General features: G+C 67.1%; 18 protein-coding genes and 1 tRNA gene. 11 read left to right on the top strand and 8 right to left on the bottom strand.

The annotated features are described in order from the left end of the window. Positions 1-357: 357 nt before the first annotated feature. Both SALB1_RS03305 and SALB1_RS03300 read right to left on the bottom strand, forming a co-directional pair. Positions 358-1,701, bottom strand: coding sequence for an MFS transporter (locus SALB1_RS03305; protein ID WP_109992560.1), 1,344 nt, complete (start codon positions 1,699-1,701; stop codon positions 358-360). Continuing rightward, positions 1,698-2,078, bottom strand: a complete 381-nt coding sequence (locus SALB1_RS03300) for a gamma-glutamylcyclotransferase (protein ID WP_109992559.1) — start codon at positions 2,076-2,078, stop codon at positions 1,698-1,700. The genes SALB1_RS03305 and SALB1_RS03300 overlap by 4 nt, the downstream gene beginning before the upstream one ends. A 39-nt stretch (positions 2,079-2,117) precedes the next feature. Between SALB1_RS03300 and SALB1_RS03295 the strand changes: the two genes are divergently transcribed. From SALB1_RS03295 to SALB1_RS03285, 3 genes are all read left to right on the top strand, one after another. Beyond that, a complete protein-coding gene (locus tag SALB1_RS03295) occupies positions 2,118-2,801 on the top strand; it encodes an NUDIX domain-containing protein (protein WP_158590599.1) in 684 nt (227 codons plus the stop codon). Then, complete coding sequence (locus SALB1_RS03290; RefSeq protein ID WP_109992557.1) at positions 2,785-3,621, top strand: MBL fold metallo-hydrolase; 837 nt, start codon at positions 2,785-2,787, stop codon at positions 3,619-3,621. The genes SALB1_RS03295 and SALB1_RS03290 overlap by 17 nt, the downstream gene beginning before the upstream one ends. A 67-nt stretch (positions 3,622-3,688) precedes the next feature. Beyond that, complete coding sequence (locus SALB1_RS03285; RefSeq protein ID WP_109992556.1) at positions 3,689-4,459, top strand: PilZ domain-containing protein; 771 nt, start codon at positions 3,689-3,691, stop codon at positions 4,457-4,459. 16 nt (positions 4,460-4,475) lie between these two features. Here SALB1_RS03285 and SALB1_RS03280 read toward each other — a convergent pair whose 3' ends face one another. The 6 genes from SALB1_RS03280 to murB all read right to left on the bottom strand — a co-directional run bounded on the left by SALB1_RS03280 (position 4,476) and on the right by murB (position 12,116). Next, the gene (locus tag SALB1_RS03280) at positions 4,476-6,107 is read right to left on the bottom strand and encodes a DHA2 family efflux MFS transporter permease subunit (protein WP_109992555.1); all 1,632 of its coding nucleotides are present in this window, start codon (positions 6,105-6,107) and stop codon (positions 4,476-4,478) included. Continuing rightward, the gene (locus SALB1_RS03275; RefSeq protein WP_109992554.1) at positions 6,104-7,270 is read right to left on the bottom strand and encodes an HlyD family secretion protein; all 1,167 of its coding nucleotides are present in this window, start codon (positions 7,268-7,270) and stop codon (positions 6,104-6,106) included. Before SALB1_RS03275 ends, SALB1_RS03280 begins: the two co-directional genes overlap by 4 nt. Further along, the gene (locus SALB1_RS03270; RefSeq protein WP_109992553.1) at positions 7,267-8,685 is read right to left on the bottom strand and encodes a TolC family protein; all 1,419 of its coding nucleotides are present in this window, start codon (positions 8,683-8,685) and stop codon (positions 7,267-7,269) included. The genes SALB1_RS03275 and SALB1_RS03270 overlap by 4 nt, the downstream gene beginning before the upstream one ends. Next, complete coding sequence (locus SALB1_RS03265; RefSeq protein ID WP_109992552.1) at positions 8,682-9,119, bottom strand: MarR family winged helix-turn-helix transcriptional regulator; 438 nt, start codon at positions 9,117-9,119, stop codon at positions 8,682-8,684. Before SALB1_RS03265 ends, SALB1_RS03270 begins: the two co-directional genes overlap by 4 nt. A gap of 103 nt (positions 9,120-9,222) precedes the next feature. Then, the gene (locus SALB1_RS03260; protein ID WP_109992551.1) at positions 9,223-10,875 is read right to left on the bottom strand and encodes an acyl-CoA dehydrogenase family protein; all 1,653 of its coding nucleotides are present in this window, start codon (positions 10,873-10,875) and stop codon (positions 9,223-9,225) included. Positions 10,876-11,126: 251 nt separating this feature from the next. Beyond that, positions 11,127-12,116: a UDP-N-acetylmuramate dehydrogenase gene (gene murB / locus SALB1_RS03255; RefSeq protein WP_109992550.1), complete on the bottom strand. Its 990-nt coding sequence runs from the start codon at positions 12,114-12,116 to the stop codon at positions 11,127-11,129. 133 nt (positions 12,117-12,249) lie between these two features. On the opposite strand from murB, the gene SALB1_RS03250 reads away from it, so the two are divergent. The 8 genes from SALB1_RS03250 to SALB1_RS03215 all read left to right on the top strand — a co-directional run bounded on the left by SALB1_RS03250 (position 12,250) and on the right by SALB1_RS03215 (position 20,618). Continuing rightward, complete coding sequence (locus tag SALB1_RS03250; protein WP_158590598.1) at positions 12,250-12,909, top strand: HAD family phosphatase; 660 nt, start codon at positions 12,250-12,252, stop codon at positions 12,907-12,909. Positions 12,910-13,287: 378 nt separating this feature from the next. Then, the gene (locus SALB1_RS03245) at positions 13,288-15,081 is read left to right on the top strand and encodes a M61 family metallopeptidase (RefSeq protein WP_109992548.1); all 1,794 of its coding nucleotides are present in this window, start codon (positions 13,288-13,290) and stop codon (positions 15,079-15,081) included. Continuing rightward, positions 15,062-16,927, top strand: a complete 1,866-nt coding sequence (locus tag SALB1_RS03240) for a long-chain fatty acid--CoA ligase (RefSeq protein ID WP_158590597.1) — start codon at positions 15,062-15,064, stop codon at positions 16,925-16,927. The genes SALB1_RS03245 and SALB1_RS03240 overlap by 20 nt, the downstream gene beginning before the upstream one ends. Positions 16,928-16,931: 4 nt before the next feature. Next, complete coding sequence (gene plsY / locus SALB1_RS03235) at positions 16,932-17,555, top strand: glycerol-3-phosphate 1-O-acyltransferase PlsY (RefSeq protein ID WP_158590596.1); 624 nt, start codon at positions 16,932-16,934, stop codon at positions 17,553-17,555. Next, positions 17,552-18,547 carry a biotin--[acetyl-CoA-carboxylase] ligase gene (locus SALB1_RS03230; RefSeq protein WP_158590595.1) on the top strand — a complete coding sequence of 332 codons (996 nt, stop codon included), beginning with the start codon at positions 17,552-17,554 and terminating at the stop codon, positions 18,545-18,547. The genes plsY and SALB1_RS03230 overlap by 4 nt, the downstream gene beginning before the upstream one ends. Before the next feature lie 417 nt (positions 18,548-18,964). Continuing rightward, a complete protein-coding gene (locus SALB1_RS03225) occupies positions 18,965-20,122 on the top strand; it encodes a carbohydrate porin (RefSeq protein ID WP_145961221.1) in 1,158 nt (385 codons plus the stop codon). Positions 20,123-20,206: 84 nt separating this feature from the next. After that, positions 20,207-20,386, top strand: coding sequence for a hypothetical protein (locus SALB1_RS03220; RefSeq protein ID WP_109992543.1), 180 nt, complete (start codon positions 20,207-20,209; stop codon positions 20,384-20,386). Positions 20,387-20,542: 156 nt separating this feature from the next. Further along, positions 20,543-20,618: transfer RNA gene (locus SALB1_RS03215), tRNA-Thr, on the top strand. The last annotated feature ends 186 nt before the right edge of the window (positions 20,619-20,804 follow it).

The following is a 20,804-nucleotide window of genomic DNA, read 5'->3' as shown; positions in this document are numbered from 1 at the left end:
TCGAAGCGAGCGTGGGCGGATTGGGTCGCGACATCTGCGGTTCCGGGGCGCCGCGTGCCCTGTCACTTCGTTCCTTAAGGCGTTTATCCGCAGATCGACACAGATACACGCAGATGGCGGTTAGTCGTTAGGGACGCTGGCTCGATCTGGGCGCGAACGGCTGCCTGAGCTTTGTTCCCAAGGATAGCCTTCGAGTTCGGCGTGCTGGCCGACTCCGTCGCCGGTTCGCGCCTCGAATCTGCTATGCCGCGAAAGTACAACCGCATCTGCGTAATCTGTGACATCTGCGGATCATTTTCTTCGCCGAACGAAACCCGCAAAGCACAACGGCGCCCGGTGTCGTTCAGCCGTCGTCCATCATGCGGCCTGTTCGAGTTCGGGCAGGCCGCGTGCCAGGGCGGCGGCCGCCAGCGCCGGCAGGGCGAGCACGGCCACCGCCACCGCCGGCCCGGCTTCGCCGATCGCGGCGACGCCGCCGCCGCCGGCCAGCAGAATCACACCAATGGTGGTGTTGGCCACCGCCGTGAGTCGGGCGCGATCCTCGCTGTTACCCAGATCGGTGAGATAGGTCTTGCGCCCGAGCCGGACGCCGGCATGGATGCCGGCCAGCAGGAAATAACCCACGGCAAACGGCCATACGCCGGCGATATGGCCGAACCCGGTCCAGACGGCGAGTGCGACCAGCGCATTCAATACGGCGGCCGCCACGCCGGTGAGCATCAGGACCTGACGCGACGAATAATCCGAAAAACGCCCCCAGAACGGGGCGGATACGAGTGAGGCCAGGCCACTGACCAGCAACAGGATCGCCAGATGCGCCAGGCTCGGCCCGCCGGCGGCGCGGGCGAGCTGGGCGTAATAGGGCGCGGCCAGGGCGGTGGCGATGAGCAGGCCGCGCACCGCGATGAAGCGGCCGAATGCCGGCTTGTCGCGGAGCAGCGCGAGGCTGTCCGCCGCGGTCTTGAGGGCGTTGCCGCCGCCCTCGGTCGCGCCGGGAAACTCGCGCAGGGCGGCGAAGATGAAGGCCGCGGTGACCCAGAGCACGCCGGCCAGTGCGAGCAGTGCCAGAATCGGCCTCAGGTGCTGGCTGGCCGGCACGAACCACAGGATCGCACCCAGCAGCACGGCCAGTCCGCCGGCCGCGCTGGAGGCATAGCCGGACAGCGTGCCGCGCCGGGTCTTGGCAATGGTCTTGCCCTGGACGTCCTTGTAGGACACGGAGCACACACCGCGTCCGAGCGAGAACACGATCAACAGCAAAAGAATGAGGCCGCCGGCCATGGCCCCGTCGAAGGCAAGCGCGGCGCCGATCATGGCCAGTACCGACAGCCCCTGCACCGCGGCGCCCGCGACCCAGAACCACTTGCGAATCGGATGCGCACGCATCCAGCCGGCAATCACCAGCTGGGGCAGCAGGGCAAGTGATTCGCGAATCGGGACCAGCAGCCCCGCCATCCAGGTTGGCGCGCCGAGCACGGCCATCAGCCACGGCAACACCAGTTTCGGACTGGCCACCAGATCGCCGGCCTTGTTGGCGAAAAGCGACACGAGGTGGACGAAGAAATTGGTCGGTTGCTCGCGGCAGGCCTCATCCGAGATATCGGTGCAGACACGGGCGTTCTCGTCGCCCGTAATCAGGTCGTAGAGATCGCGGATCGGGCTGCGGCCCGATTGCGGCTGCGGTGGCGCGCTACGGTTCACGAAAGCTCTCCCGGTTGATCGCGTAAACGCCGATAGCGCGGCCAGTCGCCGGAATCGATCACGGGCCAGACCCGGTTGCGCGCGGCGGCCCACAGGTAGATCCAGGCCTCGCCGGCCGAGGTCATGATACGGCGACGGGTATAGAACACTGGATAGCCTTCCAGCGTGTCGAGATCGGCGAAGGTGGCGGCATCGACGTCGTATACGTCGCCCCGGATCGGCGTGCGACCGTAGTCGAGGGCCGCCGGGTAGACGCCGGCGTCGACCAGCGTGAACGTTGGCGCCGTGGTCGCAGAACCGCGATGCACGGCACCGCCGAGCCAGGACTCGTTGAGCTCGCCGGCACGCAGCGTGCCGTAGACGAATACGCGATGCATGATGAAGTGTACAGACGTAATACCGGTATCCTATCGAATATGACGCAGGCGCCCCATCCGCATGATTCGGTAGCGATCCGCAACGCAGCGACCGTGGCCGTGCTGCGCGACGGCCGGCAGGGCCGACTCGAAGTGCTGTTGCTGCGCCGTCATCACGGTCATGTTTTCGGTGCCGGTGCCGATGTGTTTCCGGGCGGGGCGGTGGATGCGACGGATGCGGGGCTGGCCGGACGTTATCGCGTCGGCTGCGGGCTGCCGGATGCGGCGTGGCGCATGGCGGCGCTGCGTGAGTGTTTCGAGGAAGCCGGGCTGCTGTTCACGGCGAAGGCGCTGGACGCCGGGCGCGTGGCGGCCGAGCGCATCGCACTCAATACCGGTCGCCGTGCCTGGGCGGACGTCGTCGATGCCCTGGCGCTCGACCTCGACCTCACCGCGCCGGTGGCCTTTGCCCACTGGACGACGCCACCGGGCCCGCCCAAGCGCTATGCCACCCGTTTCTATGCGCTGGCCGCGCCGGCCGATCAGCCGGCCCGCGCTGACGGGGGTGAGACAGTAGCGGCGGATTGGGTCGCGCCGGCCGCCGCACTCGCCGACGCCGACGCCGGTCGTCGCTGGCTGATGACGCCGACCCGTGCCACGCTGGCAAGACTGACGCATTATCGGGATACGGCCGCCGCGCTGGCCGGTCTCGCACGAGGGGGAAGGGATGACGGAGCGGCATGATCGGATTGCCGGGCCGGTGACGGTCGACGCGGGGCTGCGCTGTCTGACCGCCCCCAACCCCTCGCTGATGACGGGCCCGGGCACGAACAGCTATATCGTGGGCCATGGGCCGTACGTGATCGTCGACCCCGGTGTGGACGATGAGCCCCATCTAGAGGCATTGATCGCCGCCTGCGACGGCCAGATTGCGTCGATCTGTCTAACCCATCGGCATCCGGACCATGTCGGCGGCGCGGGCTGGTTGGCCGAGCGCACCGGTGCGCCGGTGCGGGCCTGGCCCAAGCCCGAGCTGGCCCACTACGACCGGCCGGTGCCGGTCGACCAGCCGCTGGCCGACGGCGAGACACTAACCGCGGGCGGCATGTCGATGGTGGTCCGGCATACGCCTGGGCACGCGGCCGACCATGTGGCGTTCGAACTCCCCGACATCGGCGTGCTGCTGGCCGGCGATGCGTTGATGACCGATGCCACGGTGGTGATCCTGCCGCCGGACGGCGACATGGGGGCCTATTTTTCGACCCTGGAACGCCTGGCCGGTCTGCATGTCCGGCGTATCGCCCCGGCCCATGGACGGGTGATCGAACAGCCCGGCTCGGCGATCGCCGAGGTGATCGCCCATCGCCGGCAGCGCGAGTCGCAAGTGGCGGCGGCGCTGTCGGCCGATGCGCCGCGCACCGCGGAAGATATCGCGCAAACGCTTTATCCCCAGCTGCATGATCGACTGCAGACCATGGCTGCGTTGCAGGTCCATGCCCATCTGCTGCACCTGGCCGCCCGCGGACGGGCGGTGGCCGATGGGGGCGGTTGGCGCAGTCTCTGAGCCGGCCGGACTCAAGTCGTGCGCGCCGCCGCCGATATGTTGATATCCGCGCTGCCATTTCACGGTCATGTCGATCGCTGCCAATTCATACACGCTGATCACCGATCCTGCTGCCGTGGCTGCGACGTTGATCGATCTTTGCGAGCAGGGCGAACAGGTGCTGCTGCGCGGGCTGGCCGATGGCCGCGGGCATCACGTCCTGCTGGCCGAAACCGGCGGCGATCCCGAGCGGCTGCGCTGGCTGCGCGCCGACGCCGGCCATGCCATGCCGATTGCGGTGGGCGACATGCTGCAACTCGAGGCGGGACGGCGTGCCGGGCATCTGGTCTCCTCGGCGATGCGCTGTGATCTGGTGGCGCCAGACGCGCGTACCGGATACATGGAGTTGCGCACCCGCTTGCCCATGCGGCTGACGCTGCGCCACGCGCGCCATGACTGGCGCGCGCGCCCGGTGCCCGGCCGCATGCGGGTCGATGTCTGCCTGACGCGGCCCGAAGCGCCGGACGTACAGGGTCAGTTGGTCGATCTGTCGGTGGGTGGGTGCCGGCTCGCGCTGGCAGCCGATGCCGCGCCGATCGAACCCGACGAAATGGTCAATGTGCGCCTGCTGTTTCCCAACGGGGAGCAGGACGTGTTCGGCGCGCGTGTGCGCGACGTGGCCGCGTATTCCGGCGCCCGGCGTCAGGCCGGCCTCATGTTCGCGGGGCTGAGCGATGAGCAGGCGCGGCGGCTGTGGTTTCTGACCTGCGAAATCGATCGCGAAGCCGAACGACACCAGAGCGACCGCGACGAACTCCGGCCGCTGGCCCCGTCGCTGCTGTTTCAGCCCAAGCCGTAGCCCGGACCGATCGGGCTCAGTGGGCCGCCGGGGTGTCGCTGTCGTCGTCTTCCTTGCCGGATGACATCAGCAGCGCCAGCGGGACCAGGCAGGCAATCACGACCCCGAGAATCCAGTAGTCATCGATATAGGACATGAGCCGGGCCTGCTGGGCCACGAGGTGGGCGATGGTGGCCTGGGCCTGATGCCGTGCCTCGCTCATCGCGGCGCCGGCGGCCATGAAGTGCTGGGTCAGTTGATGCAGCAGCGCCTGGGTCTGGTGGTCGTAGGGCTTGACCGACGAGGCCAGCACTTCGTGGTGATACTGGCCGCGCCGGGCCAGCCAGGTGGTCACCAGCGAAATACCCACACTGCCCCCGATGTTGCGGGTCAGATTTACCATGGCCGAAACCTGGTCGGTCTTGTCCGCCGGCACGCCGACATAGGCGATGCTGGTCACCGGAATGAAGATGAAGGCCAGGCCCAGCGTCTGCAGGCAGCGTGCGAGCACCAGCTGTGAAAACGAGCTGTCCAGGTCGAAGCCGGTCATGTGGAACATGGAGATCGAGACCAGCGTCAGCCCGATGCCGACCATCCAGCGCGCATCCACCCGGCCGGAGAGCATGCCCACGATCGGCATCATCACCACGATCACGAAGCCGCCGGGCGAGATCACCAGCCCGGCGAGCGTCGCGGTATAGCCGAGCACCTGCTGCACGAACTGCGGGATCAGCAGGGTCGAGCCGAACAACACGAAACCCAGCATGAACATCATGATGTTGGCGATGGAAAAGTTCTTGTAGCGGAACAGGCTCAGATCCATGATCGGATGGCGCTGGAACGGCTCCCACAGCAACAGGGCCATCAGTGAAAGGCCCGAGGCGACCGCCATCGCGACGATGAAGGTCGACGAGAACCAGTCGTTGTCCTGGCCCTTGTCGAGCATGATCTGCAAACAGCCCAGCCCCACGATCAGCAGGGCGAAGCCGATGTAGTCGATGGAAAAACCGTCGGCCATCTTGGCCTTGCGTGCCTTTTCGTAGGCGGCGCTGTCGTGGACCAGGGCCCAGGCCAGGATGGTGAGTACGATGCCCACCGGCACGTTGAGCAGAAAGATCCAGTGCCAGGAGACGTTGTCGGTGATCCAGCCGCCGAGCGTGGGCCCGATCGCCGGCGCGAACACCACGGCCACGCCGTAGATGGAGAATGCCATGCCGCGCTCGCGCGGCGGGAAGGAATCGGCCAGCACCGCTTGCGAGACCGGCTGCAGGCCGCCGCCGGCCGCGCCCTGGATGATGCGGAACACCACCAGCCAGGTCAGTGAGGGCGCCATGCCGCAGGCCAGCGATGCGATCGAGAAACACACGATCGAACCGATGAAGAACCGCTTGCGGCCCAGCACTTGGGAGAACCAGCCCGAAATGGGCAGCACGATGGCGTTGGACACCAGATAGGCCGTGAGGACCCAGGTCGCCTCGTCCTGGCTGGCCGACAGCGAGCCGGCGATATGCGGCAGCGACACGTTGGCGATGGAGATGTCGAGCACCTCCATGAACGCCGCCAGGCCGACCACGGCGGCGATCAGCCAGCGGCCGGGCGAATACTCGGTGCGTGCGGCGATGGTGGCCGGATCGGCCGGGGTGTCGCCGGCCGCGTCGGTGCTGCTCATTGCGCGTGGCCGGTCTCGGTCGCCGGGATATCGTCCCGGTCCAGATGCTTGATCGGCCCGGCCACGTTGATGGTCGGCTCAACGGACAGGCCCGGCGAGACATCAAGCCCCTTGAGCTGGGCCGGCTTGGAGAAGATGATTTTCACCGGCACGCGTTGCACGATCTTCACGAAGTTGCCGGTCGCGTTCTGTGGCGGCAGCAGCGAGAAGGTCACACCGGTGCCCGGCTGGATCGATTCCACCCGGCCGGTGAACTCATGATCGGGATAGGCATCGATGGCGATGGAGACCGGCTGGCCCGGGCGGACCCGGTCGAGCTGGGTCTCCTTGTAGTTGGCGACCACCCACGGATGGGTCTGGACCAGCGCCATGGCGGACTGGCCGGCACTGATCTGGCTGCCGGCGACGATCGATTTCTTCGCGATCTTGCCGGCATGCGAGGCCCGGATCTCGGTATACGAGAGATTCAGTCGCGCCTGATCCACCTGCGCCCGGGCCTGGGCGATCTTGGCCTTCGCCGAGGAGGCCTGCGACTGCTTCAACTGGATGCGATCCGGCGACGCCTTGGCCTGGGCCAGCTTGGCGCGCGCCTGGCGCTCCCGGGCCTCGGCCGATTTCGCCTGGGTGTTCTTCTGGTCGAGCTGTTGCTTGGAGACTTCGTGCTTGGCGTACAGGGCGCGATAGCGTTTGGCGTCCGCCTCGGCGCGCTGGGCCTCGGCCTGGGCCGATTCGAGCGCCGCCTTGGCATTGTCGATGTCGGCCGCGCTGGTCTGACGCGTGACTGACAGATCCTTCTGACTGGCGTTGTAGGAGGCCTTGGCCGCCTGCAGGTTGGCCTCGGCCTTGGCCAGTGCCGCCTTGAAGTCAGCCGGGTCGAGCGTGAACAGTACATCGCCCTTTTTGACGTGCTCGTTGTCGCGTACAAACACCTTGGCCACCGTGCCGGTCACGCGCGGCGCGATCTGGCCGATATTGGCCTGTACGTAGGCATCGTCCGTGGACACGTCGTTGCGATGCAGGAACCACCACACGAACCAGAGCAGGCCGCAGACGACCACCAGGGTCACGGCAATGAGCGCCACGCGGCGGCCCTTGCCGTTGCGTTTCTGCGGCGGGGTGGCCGGTTCGGCGGTCTGTTCGCTGGCATGATCGGTCGAGCTCATGGCGTTACCGGCTGAGTGAGGCTGAATTGCTGGGCGCGGCCGAGGGCGGCGGCGAGATTGATGCGGGCGCGGGTGTATTCGGCCAGTGCATCGATGCGGCTGTTGCGGGCATCGGCGAGATTGGACTGGGCATCGACCACTTCGACGTTGTCGCCCACGCCGCGCGAGAACCGGTCGCGTGAGCGGCTCAGCTCCTGCTTGGCCAGCGTGAGGTTGGCGCGGGCCGCGCGCACGCGCTGGGACAGGGTCTTGAGTGTTTGCCGCGAAGTGCGCACGTCCTGTTCAATTTGCCGCTGCGTATCGTGGAAGCGGATGCGCTGCTGGTCGAGCTGGCTGGCGGCGGAATCGATCTGCCCGGAAATCCGGCCGCCGGCGAAGATCGGTAGGCTCAGGCTGGCGCCGAAGGCGTAGGTGGGCTGGTCGTTCCGGCTCGGTGTGTTGCCGGAAGCGCCGTAGTCGGCTTCGACCGAGAGCGTCGGCAGGCGCTGGCCCCGTGCCGACGCCAGGTGGCGTTGGCCGCGGGCGATGTGCATCCGCGCGACCGTGATCTCGGGCCGGTCGGCCAGGGCCGTGTTGATCGCGGTATTGACCGGGCCGAGCGGCATGGGTCGGAACACCAGCGGATCGGTCAGCTTGAGATGGGCATCCAGCGGCAACCCGGTGGTCCGCGCGAGCTGGATTTCGGCGCGCGTGCGCTCGGTCCGGCGCTGCGCCAGATCAGCTTGATCGCGGGCCAGCCGCGCCCGCGCACGGGTGACATCCACACCGGTGGCCACGCCCACATGCGCCTGATCGCGCGCCAGTTTGAGCAGTGTTCGCGCCTGCTTGACGTTGGCTTGCGCGGCCGCGACCGCGCGTCGTGTCGACAGCGCTTGAACGTAGTCGAGCTCGGTCTGTGTCGCGACCTGTTCGCGCGCCACCGCGAGCTTGTCAGCGGCCACCTTCTCACCGAGCCTGGCGCCCTGGTAATCCTGCCAGGCGCTGTAATCGAACAGGGTCTGACGCAGCTTGGCGCGGGCATCGAAGTTGTTGTAGGTCACTGTGCTCGGGAAACTCGGGCCGCCCGCCGCCGCCCCGGCCTGGGGGCCGACATCGGAGCCGAAACTGAAGCCCTGCGCGGCGAGGTTGGTCTTCTGCCGCGATTCGCTGACCTGGCCGGAGACATGCGGCAGAAAGGCCGAGCGCGCCGAGACCCGCTGGCCGGCCGCTTCATCCTCTTTCGCGCGCGCGATCAGGGTATTGACGTTGGTGGCCAGGGCGTCGTTCACCGCCTGTTCGAGCGACAGCGAGCGCGTGGGCCCCGGTGCTGAATCGTCGCCACCGCCGGGCGCCTGGGCCCCAGTGGCCAGCGCCGGCATAATCGGCGCGGCGACCAACGTGCCGAGCAGGCCAAGCTGAATCAATCGACGGTTCATGGCGCCTCCGCGATCAGGCGCGTGAGCAAATCGCGCAGCTGATCCTGTTCATCGTCGGATAGGGGGGCGAGCAGCTCCTTCTTGGCTTCGATCACCGCTGGCTTGATATCGGCCAGGGCCTGCTCGCCCGCCTCGGTCAGGCCGACCACGTGCGCACGCCGGTCGGCGGGATCGCGCTGGCGCGCCACCCAGTCGCGTTTTTCCAGCCCGTCGACCAGATACGTCACCGTGGTGCGATCCAGCCCCAGCGCCTCGGCGATCTGGCTTTGCCAGAGACGCGGGTGGGCCTCCAGCAGCAGCATGACGGCGTAGTCGCGCCCGGCAATGTCGAACGCCGCGGTATGCCGCGCCAGCACATCGAGCTGACGCTGGTGCGCACGCGCCAGCAGGTACGGCAGGCGCGTACGGATGGAATCGGGGAGACAGATGGACACGTTCGGCTCTCCATGATGGAGCAGGCCGATATTATTCTTTGGAAATAGTCAGCGGTCAAGACTATTTCCGCGCAAGGCTATTTATGGGTCGGGAAGCGCGTTTTCAGTCGATGCCGGCTCGTGCGATCAGCGGGGCCGCGGCGTCGCCGAGGCCGGCCGTGCCATAGACGTCCGGCCGGCGCGGCGCCAGGCGTGCCGCGCAGAATGCCTCGCCGACCCAGGGCGCGTCGCCGGTGAGCAGGATCGCGGCCTGGAGCGCGCGCGCGATGTCGCCCGCCAGGCGGCGCGCGCCGGCCGTGTCGTCGGCGTTTTCGCCAAGACGCGTATGCAGTGCGGCGCAGTGGGCATCAAAGGCGGGGTGGCATCCGGCGGCCGTGTCCAGTTCGGCTTCCAGGGCGGCGATGCTGTCCGGGCTCCTGGCCAGCGCGCGCAACAGGTCGAGGCATTGCACGTTGCCCGAGCCTTCCCAGATCGAGTTCAGCGGGGCCTGGCGGTAGAGCCGCGGCAGAATCGATTCCTCGACATAGCCGCCGCCGCCCAGGCATTCCTGGGCCTCGTTGACCATGGCCGGGGCAGCCTTGCAGATCAGGTATTTACCCACCGGCGTGGCGAGCCGCGCCAGACGCGTTTCGTGCTCGGTGGCGCCTTCGAACGCACGCGCAAGGCGCATGGCGTAGGCGATTGCGGCTTCGGATTCCAGCGCCAGATCGGCCAGCACTTCCTGCATCAGCGGGGCATCGGCCAGGCGTTGGCCGAAGGCCTCGCGGTGGCGGGCGTGATGAATGGCCTGCACCGCGGCCTGGCGCATCAGCCCGGCCGAGCCGAGCATGCAGTCGAGCCGGGTCTGGGCGACCATTTCGATGATGGTCGCCACGCCGCGGCCGGGCTCACCGATGCGATAGGCCTCGGCATCGCGAAATTCCACTTCGGACGAGGCGTTGGATTTGTCGCCGAGCTTGTCCTTGAGGCGCTGGATATCGATGGCGTTGCGCTCGCCGGCCTCGGTCCAGCGCGGCAGCACGAAGCAGGACAGATCGTCGCCCTCGCGGGCCAGCACCAGAAACAGGTCGCACATCGGCGCCGAAAAGAACCATTTGTGCCCGCGCAGGGTGAATACGCCCGCGCGGTCGGTGGCGCTGGCCACGGTGGTGTTCGTGCGGACATCCGAGCCGCCCTGTTTTTCGGTCATGCCCATGCCGACGGTCAGCCCGGTCTTGTCGGCGGCCGGGATCACGCGCCGGTCGTAGGCCGCGGCCCGTACGCCGTCGAGCCAGCGGGCGCCGGGCTCCGGAAAGCGGGCGAGCACCGGTGCGGCGGCATGCGTCATGGTGAGCGGGCAGGCGGTGCCGGCCTCGAACTGGTTGTGCAGGTAATACAGGGCGCTGCGCACGACCTGCGCGCCCGGGCGATCCGCGGTCCAGCTCAGCGAATGCAGGCCGTGTTCCTTGGCCAGCTGCATCGCGCGGTGATAGGCCGGATGAAACTCGATTTCGTCGATGCGCGCGCCGTAGCGGTCGAACGCATGCAGCGTTGGCGGATTTTCGTTCGCGCTGAAGCCCAGATCGAGTAATTCGCCGCCCGCGATCGCGCCGTACGCCCGGGCGCGTTCGGCGCCCCAGCCGCCGCCTTCGCGCTCCAGCGCGGCCGCCAGCGCCGTATCGGTTGCAAACGCGTTGTAATCGACCAGCGGCGGCGGCTGGTTGGTGACCGTGTGGGTGGCGAGTTCGCGACGCGGACGATAGGGATGGCGATGCACGCGCGGCTCCGGCGGAATATGACTATATCGACGGTTTAGCACGATCGACGCCGCTTGGAAAATAATCGAAAGGATTTATTTTCCGTTTGCGGCAAAAAAAGACCGGCCCTCGGGCCGGCCGCCGGTACGGGGCATACCCCCGAAACCGGTATCAAACGCGATGCGATTATTGGTGTGTGCCGGTGTGGGCCGGCAAATCTCAAATTATCGGCTGTAGATGACGAATCGGTGACCGAGGGATGACCATTTGGTTACCCGGCCGCCGATTGACGCACGCGCCGGACCGGGGCGAAATCGCCGACGAAGGAGATCTCCGGCGTGAGCCAGTAGCCGGTGGCGGCCTCGACCGTTTTCTGCGTGTGCATGATCAGGCCGCAGACATCGGCGGCCGTGGCATTGCCGCGATTGACGATGATGTTGGCGTGGCGCGGCGAAATCTGGGCGCCGCCCCAGGTGAAGCCCTTCAGGCCGGCCTCGTCGATCAGCCGGCCGGCACCGATGCCGTCGATCTTGCGGAAGATGGAGCCGGCCGAGGGCTCGGTATCCAGCGGCGGATGGCGCTCGGCGCGCCAGCGCAGGTTCTCTTCCATCACACGGGCCAGCGCTTCGCCGTTGGCCGGCTCCAGTTCGAAAGTCGCCGATAGAACGATGTCGTCGCGGTGGTGCAGCACGGACTGGTCATAGCCGAACTCGAAGTAATCGGCATCGACGATGCGGCGCTCGTTGTCGGCGCTCAGGATATCGGCCGATGCCAGCACCTCGCCGATGAACAGGGTCCGCTCGCGTTCGGGCGCGGGCGACAGGAAATGCAGGTTCTGCCAGAGCGCACCGCCGACCGTGGACGGAATGCCGACGTAGTGTTCCAGTCCGGACAGGCTGTGCCCGACAGCGGCATCGATCACGTCCGGGTAGATCAGTGCGCCGCTGGCGGAGAACACGCGCGTGCCCCGCACCGTCAGCGAGCGGGCGTGGTTGGCAATCACCAGTCCGGAGAAGCCGTGGTCGCCGATCAGAATATTGGCGCCGGAGCCGAGCAGGAAGAAATCCACGTCTTCCTCGCGCGCGACGCGGACCGCGGTGGCCAGGGCCTCGGGCGTGGTGGCCTCGAAATATAGGGCGGCCGGGCCGCCGATGCCAAAGCTGGTCTTGCCGGCCAGCGGTACGTCCCGGGACAGCTCGGAGCCGAGGCGGGCGGCGAGCCGGCGTTGCTGGGCGAGGCTGGGAGAGCGGGGACTGCGCATGGGGCTTACAGGCGAGTGGCAATGCACCGATGGTCGGGACTCTGACCGTCCTTTGCAAGACGGGGCATGCGTGGGTTGCCCGGCGCGATGAGCTAAGCTGTGATCATGGATTTTTAAGTCAGCGAGCGTCGCATTGTCATTCTCGCCGCGCATCGTGGTATTCGATCTGGATGTCACGCTCACCGAATACGACACGTTCCTGCCGTTCATCGTGGGTTATCTGCGCCATCACCGGAAGCGCCGCAGCCTGATGTTGTGGCGCCTGCCGCTGGCCCTGCTGAAGTTCTGGCGCTGGGGCGACCGGACCTGGTTCAAGACCGAGATGCTGCGCGCCTTCATCGGCGGCGAGCCGCGGGCGCGGGTGGCGGCCTGGAGCGAGCGCTTCGTCGACGATCTGCTGGCCGAAGCCATGCGCGACCAAGGCCTGGTACAGTTGCGCGAGTTCCAGAGCCAGGGCGTGCGCGTGGTCCTGGCCTCGGCCAGCTTCGATATCTACGTCGAGCGCATCGCCGCGAAACTCGGCATCGAGGAAGTGCTCGCCACGCGCTCGGCGTGGAACAGCCGCGGGCGACTGGTGGGCATGGACGGCCAGAACTGTCGCGACGACGAGAAACTGCGCCGGGTCAAGGCCTTGTCCGGCATGCCGGAGGACGGCGCGGGCGTGGCGGCTTACTCGGATTCGCATGCCGATCTGCCGTTGTTGTCCTGGGCCGAACACGGCGTCGCCGTGTGTCCGTCCAAGCGCTTGTTTCATCAGGTCGGCGGACTCGGGCTGGAGGTGGTGCGCTGGTGAATCGCGGGCCTGTTGCCGTTTCGTCCGCGTCCGCGCCAAGCGCTGTTTTGCGGCAAGACGAGGCGTAGCGAACGTGGCGTAGTGGTTCTACGTGAGAGAGCTACAACGCTGGATTGCCGTCGTATTGTTGATATGTTGGGCGCTTGTCCCGAAGGGTTGGGCCGCCCAAAAAATTGACGATGGGCGCCCGGCGGCGTTGCAAGTCTTGATCGTGGCGCGCCACGATCGGCGACTCGCGCCTTGCCGGACACGATTTGCGGTCTCCAACGCGGCACGTGTACGAAACGGCAACAGGCCCGCGTGGGCAGCCGCGCTTTGAGCCCGTACACTAACCGAGTTCGATACCGCGCCGGTCGGGGAGGCGCCTGAAGCCCAAGCATGTCGACACTGAACTACATCGTGACGCCGGTGGATCCGGCGGCGCATCGTCTGCGCGTGACGCTGCAGTTGAGCATGGCGGCGGCCGAGGCGCCGACCCTGCATCTGCCGACCTGGATTCCCGGCAGCTACCTGATCCGCGATTTCGCTCGCCATCTGCTGGCCATCGAAGCCGTCGACGCGGCCGACGGTCGGCCGATCGCCGTGGTAGCACTTGATCGCTCGAGCTGGCAGCTCGCCGAAGCGGTCGAACGGGTCTGCGTGACCTGTGAGTTCTATGCCCGGGATGCCTCGGTGCGCGCGGCCTACCTGGACGACATGCGGGGGTTCATCAATTTCAGCTCGCTGGCGCTGCGTCCGGCCGGACACGAACATGCGCCGGTCAAGGTGCATCTGGCGCGCCCGCCCGCGCGCTACGACTGGTCGCTGGTGACCACGCTGCAGCCGGCCGAGGTCGATGAACGCAGATTCGGCCACTATCAGGCCGCGAACTACTGGGATCTGATCGATCAGCCGGTCGCCATGGGCGAGGCGATCGAGACCGTGCCCTACCGCGTGCGCGGGGTAGCGCACGCCTTCGTGTTGCTGGGCGCGCACGATGCGGATACGCGCCAGTTGGCGATCGATCTCGCCGCGGTCTGCAATGCGCAGGCCGATGTATTCGACGAGTTGCCTGCCGAGCGCTATCTGTTTCTGGCGCAGGTCACCGATGCCGGTTTCGGCGGGCTGGAGCATCGCGATTCCAGCGTGTTGCAGGTCCCGCGCAATGCATTGCCCAGCGCGGCCCGTGTGGCGTCGACCGGCAAGCGCGACCCGGCCTACGAGAATCTGCTCGGTCTGGCGAGCCACGAGTATTTTCATCTGTGGAACGTCAAGCGCATCCGGCCGGCCGCGGTGGCCGGGTCCGATCTCACAGGGGAAGCCTATTTCCGCGATCTCTGGGCCTACGAGGGGGTGACGTCGTACTACGATGATCTCGGTCTGGTACGTGCCGGGGTGATCAACGAGCAGGGTTATCTGGATCGGCTGGCCAAGCTCGCCACGCGCATCGAGCGCACGCCGGGGCGGCACCGGCAGAGCCTGGCGCAGTCATCGTTCGACGCCTGGTTGAAGTTTTACAGGCCGGACGAGAACACGCCCAATGCCGTGGTGAGTTATTACGGCAAGGGCGCGCAGCTGGCGCTTGGCCTGGATCTCAAGATTCGTCTGGAAACCGAAGGCCGGGTTTCGCTGGATACGGTCATGCAGGCCGCCTGGCAGCGCTATGGTCGCGACGACCGTCCGGTGCCCGAGAACGCGTTGGCGAGTCTGGCCGCGGAGGTGTCGGGGCTGGATCTGGTCGATTTCTTCGATTTTCATCTGCAGACGACGGCCGATGCGCCGTGGGCCGATTATCTCGGCGATTTCGGCATTCGCGCCCTGGCCGAGCCGGCCACCGACGACGCCTCGATCGTGCGTGGGCGCATGGGGCTCATTCTTTCCGAGGGCCCGGCGCGCATCATGCATGTGCTGGACAATGGCCCGGCCCAGGCCGCCGGCATTTCGCCGGGCGATCGCCTGATCGCCTTCGACGGGATCGAGGTCGGGCGTGAGCTCGCGCGCCAGCTGGCCCGTTACCCGGCCGGCGCGGCCTTGCGCGTGCATCTGTTCCGGGGCGATCAGCTCCTGGTTCGCGAGATGGCACTTGCCGGCGATGCCGCGCCGGAATGGCATCTGTCCATCGATAAAACCGCCGACGAGGCCGCCCACGCCCGCCGCGCGGCTTGGCTGCATCGTGAGCCCGGCGACAGCTGAGCGTCGGCCGGCGCATTGGCTGGACCGCGACGGCCCGGCCACGCTGTGCGAGATGTTCGATGCGCGCGTGGCGGCCACGCCCGATGCGATCGCCTATCGGTTCTACTCGCCGCGCACGCATGTCTGGCGTGATCTGAGCTGGCGCCAGGCGGCCCAGCGCGTGGCCGCCTGGCGGCGGGTATTGCATGCGCACGGCGTGGGCCGTGGCGATCGTGTGGCGATCATGCTGCGCAATTCACCCGAGTGGCTGTGCGTGGAGCAGGCCGCGATGAGCCTGGGGGCGATCACGGTGGGCCTGTTCTGTGCCGATACGCCGGCCAGCAACGCCCATCTCGTCGCCGACAGCGGGGCGAAGGTCATGGTGGCGGTCAAGTCGCGCTGGGTTCGGCGTATTTTCGATCAGCAGGGCTGTGAGACGTTGACCCATGCCTTCGTGTTCACCGGCGAGCGGGCCGGCGAGGCCCGGCTGGTCTCGGCCGAGGACGCCCTGACCGCGGCCCGCGACCGCCCCGATCCGCGCGTCGAGCCGCCGGCCCCGGAGGATCTGGCGAGCCTGATCTATACTTCGGGGTCGCAGGGCCGGGCGAAGGGCGCGATGCTGACCCATGCCAATCTGCTGTCCAATGCGCAGAGCGTGGCCGATGCGCTGCCGGCGATCGACGCCGAATGCGCTTTGTCCTACGTGCCCCTGGCGCACAGCTACGAGCGCGTGGTGGACGCCTACCGGGCGATGATCGTGGGGGCGCGCATCGTGTTCTGCCGGCATCCGCGCTTCCTCGGCCTGACGCTGGCGCGCGAACCGGTGACTACGTTGATCGGCGTGCCGCGTGTCTACGAGCGGTTCTACGTGGAGCTGACCCGCTGGATGGCGCGTCGCCCGCGCATCGTGCGCCGTCTGGTCGTGGCCACCATCAATATCGGCGAGAGCGTGTTCGAGCGCGAACAGGGCCGCGCCGGCTTCCGGCTGTCGCACCTGATCTGGCCGTTGCTGCGTTATTTCGTCGCCCGGCGTTGTCTGCGCCTGTTCGGCGCCCAGATGCAGGTCGCGGTATCCGGAGCGGCGGCGTTGCCCTACCCGGTGGCGCGCACGCTGGTGGGGCTCGGGCTGCCGATTCTGCAGGGCTACGGTCTGACCGAGGCTGGCCCGGTGGTCAGCGTTAACCGGGTCGACGACAACGAACTCGACAGCGTCGGCCTGGTGATCGATGGTGTGGCCACCAAGATCGGGCCGGACAACGAGCTGCTGGTGCGTTCGCCGGGCGTGATGCGCGGCTACTGGAACGACGAGGAATCGACCGCCCGGGTGTTGGCCGCGGGCGGCTGGCTGCATACCGGCGACAAGGTCAGCCGGCTGGACAAGAAGCGCTTGTATCTTACCGGCCGGATGAAGGAGATCATTGTGATGACTTCGGGCGAGAAAGCCTCGCCCGAGCCGATCGAAGACACGCTGCGCCTCGACCCCCTGATCGCCCGCGCCATCGTGGTAGGCGAGGCGCGGCCGGTGCTGGCGGCGGTGGTGAGCTGTCCGGCCCATCGATTGGTGCCGATCATGCGTCGGTTGGGGCTCGATCCGGGCCTGGCGGCCAGCCTGCACAGTTCGCGGCTGGAGAATTACTTCATCGATCGATTGGCCAAGCTGACCGCCGGCTTCCCGGCCCACGCCCAGATCCGGCGGGTCGCGGTCACCACCGATCGCTGGACGCAGGATAATGGCCTGCTCTCGGCCACCGACAAGATCCGGCGTCGACGGGTGGCGCGCTGTTATGCTCGCGAAATCGACCGGCTTTACGGTCGTCGTGCCGCCGCGGAGAAAAGTGACGTGTCGCAGAACACGAACCTGGGGTGAATTCATGCAACTTATTTTGATCATCGTGGCCGTGAGCGCGGCCTACCTCATCGGCTCGTTGTCCGGCAGCCTGCTGCTCGGGCCATTGTTCGATCAGGCTGATCTGCGTTCCAGCGGCAGCGGCAATGCCGGTGCCACCAATGCACTGCGCGCCGGCGGGCGCGGCTATGGGCTGGCGGTGCTGGTGTTCGACATCGTCAAGGGCGCGGTCGCCGCGGGCTTCGTGCCGATCCTGTTGCACACGCTGGGTCCGTGGCCGTTCGTGTGCGGCATCATGGCCATTCTCGGCCACGTCTACCCGGTGTTCTACGGCTTTCGCGGCGGCAAGGGGGCGGCCACCTGCATCGGGGTGCTGGCGGTGCTGCTGCCCGGCTCACTGCTGTTCGGCGCGGCGGTATGGGTGGCCGTGCTCGTGGCCTCGGGCTTCGTCGGCCTGGCCACGATTGTCGGCATGCTCGCCGTCGCCCTGGCCAGTTTCTTTGTGCCGGCGGTGCCGCCGGCCGGGCATGTGTTCGTGATCGCGGCCAGTCTGATCATCATCTACACGCATCGGAGCAATATTGCGCGCATGCGCGCCGGCACCGAAAACCGCTTCGAGCGCGCACGGATCTGGCGTCGGCGGCGGTGAGCGGCGCGGGCGCCCAGAGCGACGAGGTCGAGCCGGCCGATCCATTGATCGCCGCACTGGCCGGCGGCGGCTGGATTTCGGGTCCGGCGCTGGCGTCGCGGCTGGGTGTGACGCGCTCCGCCGTGTCGGCGCGCATCGCACGGTTGCGCCGGGGCGGGTTGGATGTCTATGCGGTTTCGGGCAAGGGCTACCGGCTCGCCGGCGGGATGGATCTGCTGGATGCGGACACCGTGCGCGCGCAGCTGTCGCCGCAGCATGGCGGCATGCTCGATCAACTGATCCTGCGTCAGAGCGTGGATTCGACCAATAGCGTGCTGGCGGCCTATGGCGACGGCGCGACCCGGGCCTGTCTGGCCGAGCGCCAGACCGCCGGGCGTGGGCGCGCCGGGCGGCCCTGGGTGTCGCCGTTTGGCAGCAATCTGCACCTGTCGGTGGGCTACGATCTGGCCGCGCCGCGCTCGCCGGTCGCGACACTCAGTCTCGGGGTGGGGGTTGCGATCGCCGAGGTCTTGCAGGCGCTCGGGGTCGAGGACGCCGGGCTGAAATGGCCCAACGATCTATGGATCGGGCGCGACAAGGTCGGCGGTATTCTCACCGAAGCGCGCGCCGAGGCCGGGGGCAGTGCGCGCTTGGTCATCGGCGTCGGCCTCAACATCGCCATGCCGCGCGGCGAATCCGAGCGCATTGGCCAGCCCTGGACGCGACTGGTCGATCACCTGCGGGATGCGCCGCCCCGCAGTGTTGTCGCCGGCCGTTGTCTGGAGGCGATACTGGGCGCGCTGGATGAGTTCGAGCGGGCCGGTTTTGCGCCGTTCGCCGCGCGCTGGCGCACATTCGATCGGGTGCTGGGGCAAACGGTGGATCTGATCGATGCGCGCCAGCGGCGTCGTGGCGTGGCCCGCGGCATTGGCGCCGACGGCAGCCTCATGGTGGAGATCGACGGTCGCTGTCAGGCCGTTTACTCCGGGGATGTCAGTCTGCGACCAGTGTAACCCTGAAGGCACTCGTCGCGAGTGCCGTGGTTCACGCGCCATGGCCGGTAACCACGGCCGGTGGTTGTCGTCGGCGCTGCCACCGTTGTACCGGCTCGCCGCGATTGCCCCGCGGCCGCCGGTGTCGCCGTTTTCGCGGCGCCGCCAGCCATGCGATTCCGCCCGGGCTGTGGTCGTCCCGATCGGCCGATGACGGGGTGGCCGGCCCGGCGGCGGGCTGCCTTGCGTGGAAGGCCGACAGACAGGCGTGACGCCCGCTTCGATCACCTTTATTGCAAATGATAATCATTTGCATATACTCTGGTTGCATGTCCCGGGCCGGTTTTGCCTTATACCGCCAGCGCCGACGGCGATTCCGGAGTCATGGACTATACCTTTTGTTAATGCGTCTCATTTGGAAATTGGGGGAATGATCTCTTGAACGTTTTTTCGCGGAAAAGCATGCGCCTCATGGCGTGCTGTGCGGCGGGCGCCGCCGTCGCCCCGTGCGCGCTGGCGGCAACCGTCGCTCCGGGGGTCGATCTCGGTGCCACCTACAGCCAGGACCTGTTCAGCGACGTCGGCGGGGGGATGCGTCATGGCACTGCCGCGCCGGGCGCGATCAACCTGAGTGCCGGCATCGACGGTCGCCTCTGGGGTGGCTCGGCCGATAACCGGTTCTTTTTCGATTATCTGGGCACCTTCGGCAGTTCGATTTCAAACGATGTCGGTGATCTGCAGGGGCTCGACAACATTGAGGCCCGCAATACGACCAAGTTGTATTCCGCCTGGTATCAACATGATTTTGGCGACTCGGGCGTCATGGTTCGGCTCGGTCTGCAGGATTGGAACGCGCTGTTCGACACGCTGGATGCGGCCGGGGTGTTCATCAACAGTTCGTTCGGTCTGGACGCCACCACCGCGATATCGAATGTGTCCCAGTATCCGACCACGGCCGTGGGGGCGGTGGTGCGCTGGCAGTCTTCCGGCGGCGCCTATGTGATGGGCAGTGTGTTCGACGGGGTGCCGGGCCTGCCCGGCCATCCGGCGGGTACGCACATTGCTTTCCGCTCGGGAGACGGTGTTTTTTCGTCCGTGGAGGCTGGTATTTCCGGCAACGGCGGCAAGCCCTACAAGCTGGCGGTCGGCGGCTGGTACCAGACCAGCAAGTACAATGACCCCGCTGGCCGGGCGCGCGATCGCGATCACGGTTTCTATGTCATTGGTCAGCAGCGGCTGCTCGGAGGGGCGAATACCCCGAAACTGGATGCGTTTGCCCAGATCGGCGGCGCCGAGAGTGATCGGAATCCGCTGGATCGCTATCTCGGCGGCGGATTCGATGTCACCGGCCTGCTGCGCCGGCGGCCGAACGATGTGCTCGGTTTGGCCGTTGCGCGGGCCCATGTGTCGCGGGTCTTTCGACAGGCGACACCGCACAGCGACCGGGCCGAAACGGCCGTCGAGCTGACCTACCAGGCACCGATCAACCACTACCTGACGGTGCAGCCGGACGTTCAGTACATCATCAATCCGGGGGTGGACCGGGCTGTCGACAATGCCACTGTGGTGGGGATGCGCGCGTCGCTGGCCTGGTAGGCGCTCGCCTCGTCCCGGGGCATCACGATATCGGGCCCCGGGTGAGGTGAGTGATCGATCAAGCCGGGACGCGTCGGATGGATCGTGTACCGGCCGCGCCATGATCGCGTTGCCGGCCCGGCGATGCGCCGGGTGGCAAACGAGCGCCGGACCCCGGCGATCACGCGCGGGATCGCCGAGGATGGCGGCCTGCGGGGCGACACCGATGGCCAGCAGCCGGCCGTCTGTACGGGCGGCATCAGGCTGCGCCCGGGGGCGTTCTGATGCTGGACGAGGCGGTATATTCGACGAAAAGACTAGACACCGAAGTCGGGCCAACGCTGCGGCCCGTTTGCCTTCGGGCCGGTTCCGTTCCCGCATGAAGCGCCCGGGTAGCCAGGCGCCTCATGAGCCGTCAGAATAAGCGTGCACTGTCTTTTCGCCCGCGTAGCTCAGTTGGTAGAGCAGCTGTCTTGTAAACAGCAGGTCATCGGTTCGACTCCGGTCGCGGGCTCCACCCTCCTCTCGTGCACTGCTTAGTTTTGGTGCATTATTCAGGGCTTACGCAGACCGCATGCCTTGCGGCACTCGGTCGCGTTGTCAGCCAGAGACGGTGTTGCTGTCGCGGCGGGCGGTGCATGTGTGGTGTTTGAACCGCGATCGGGTTGGCGCGATTTTCGCAAGTCCGCCCCCCATCGGCGTT

Origin of the sequence: Salinisphaera sp. LB1, assembly GCF_003177035.1 — a bacterium.
Classification (GTDB): domain Bacteria; phylum Pseudomonadota; class Gammaproteobacteria; order Nevskiales; family Salinisphaeraceae; genus Salinisphaera.
The sequence above is the reverse complement of the archived record's forward strand: the minus strand, read 5'-3'. Positions and strand labels throughout refer to the sequence as shown.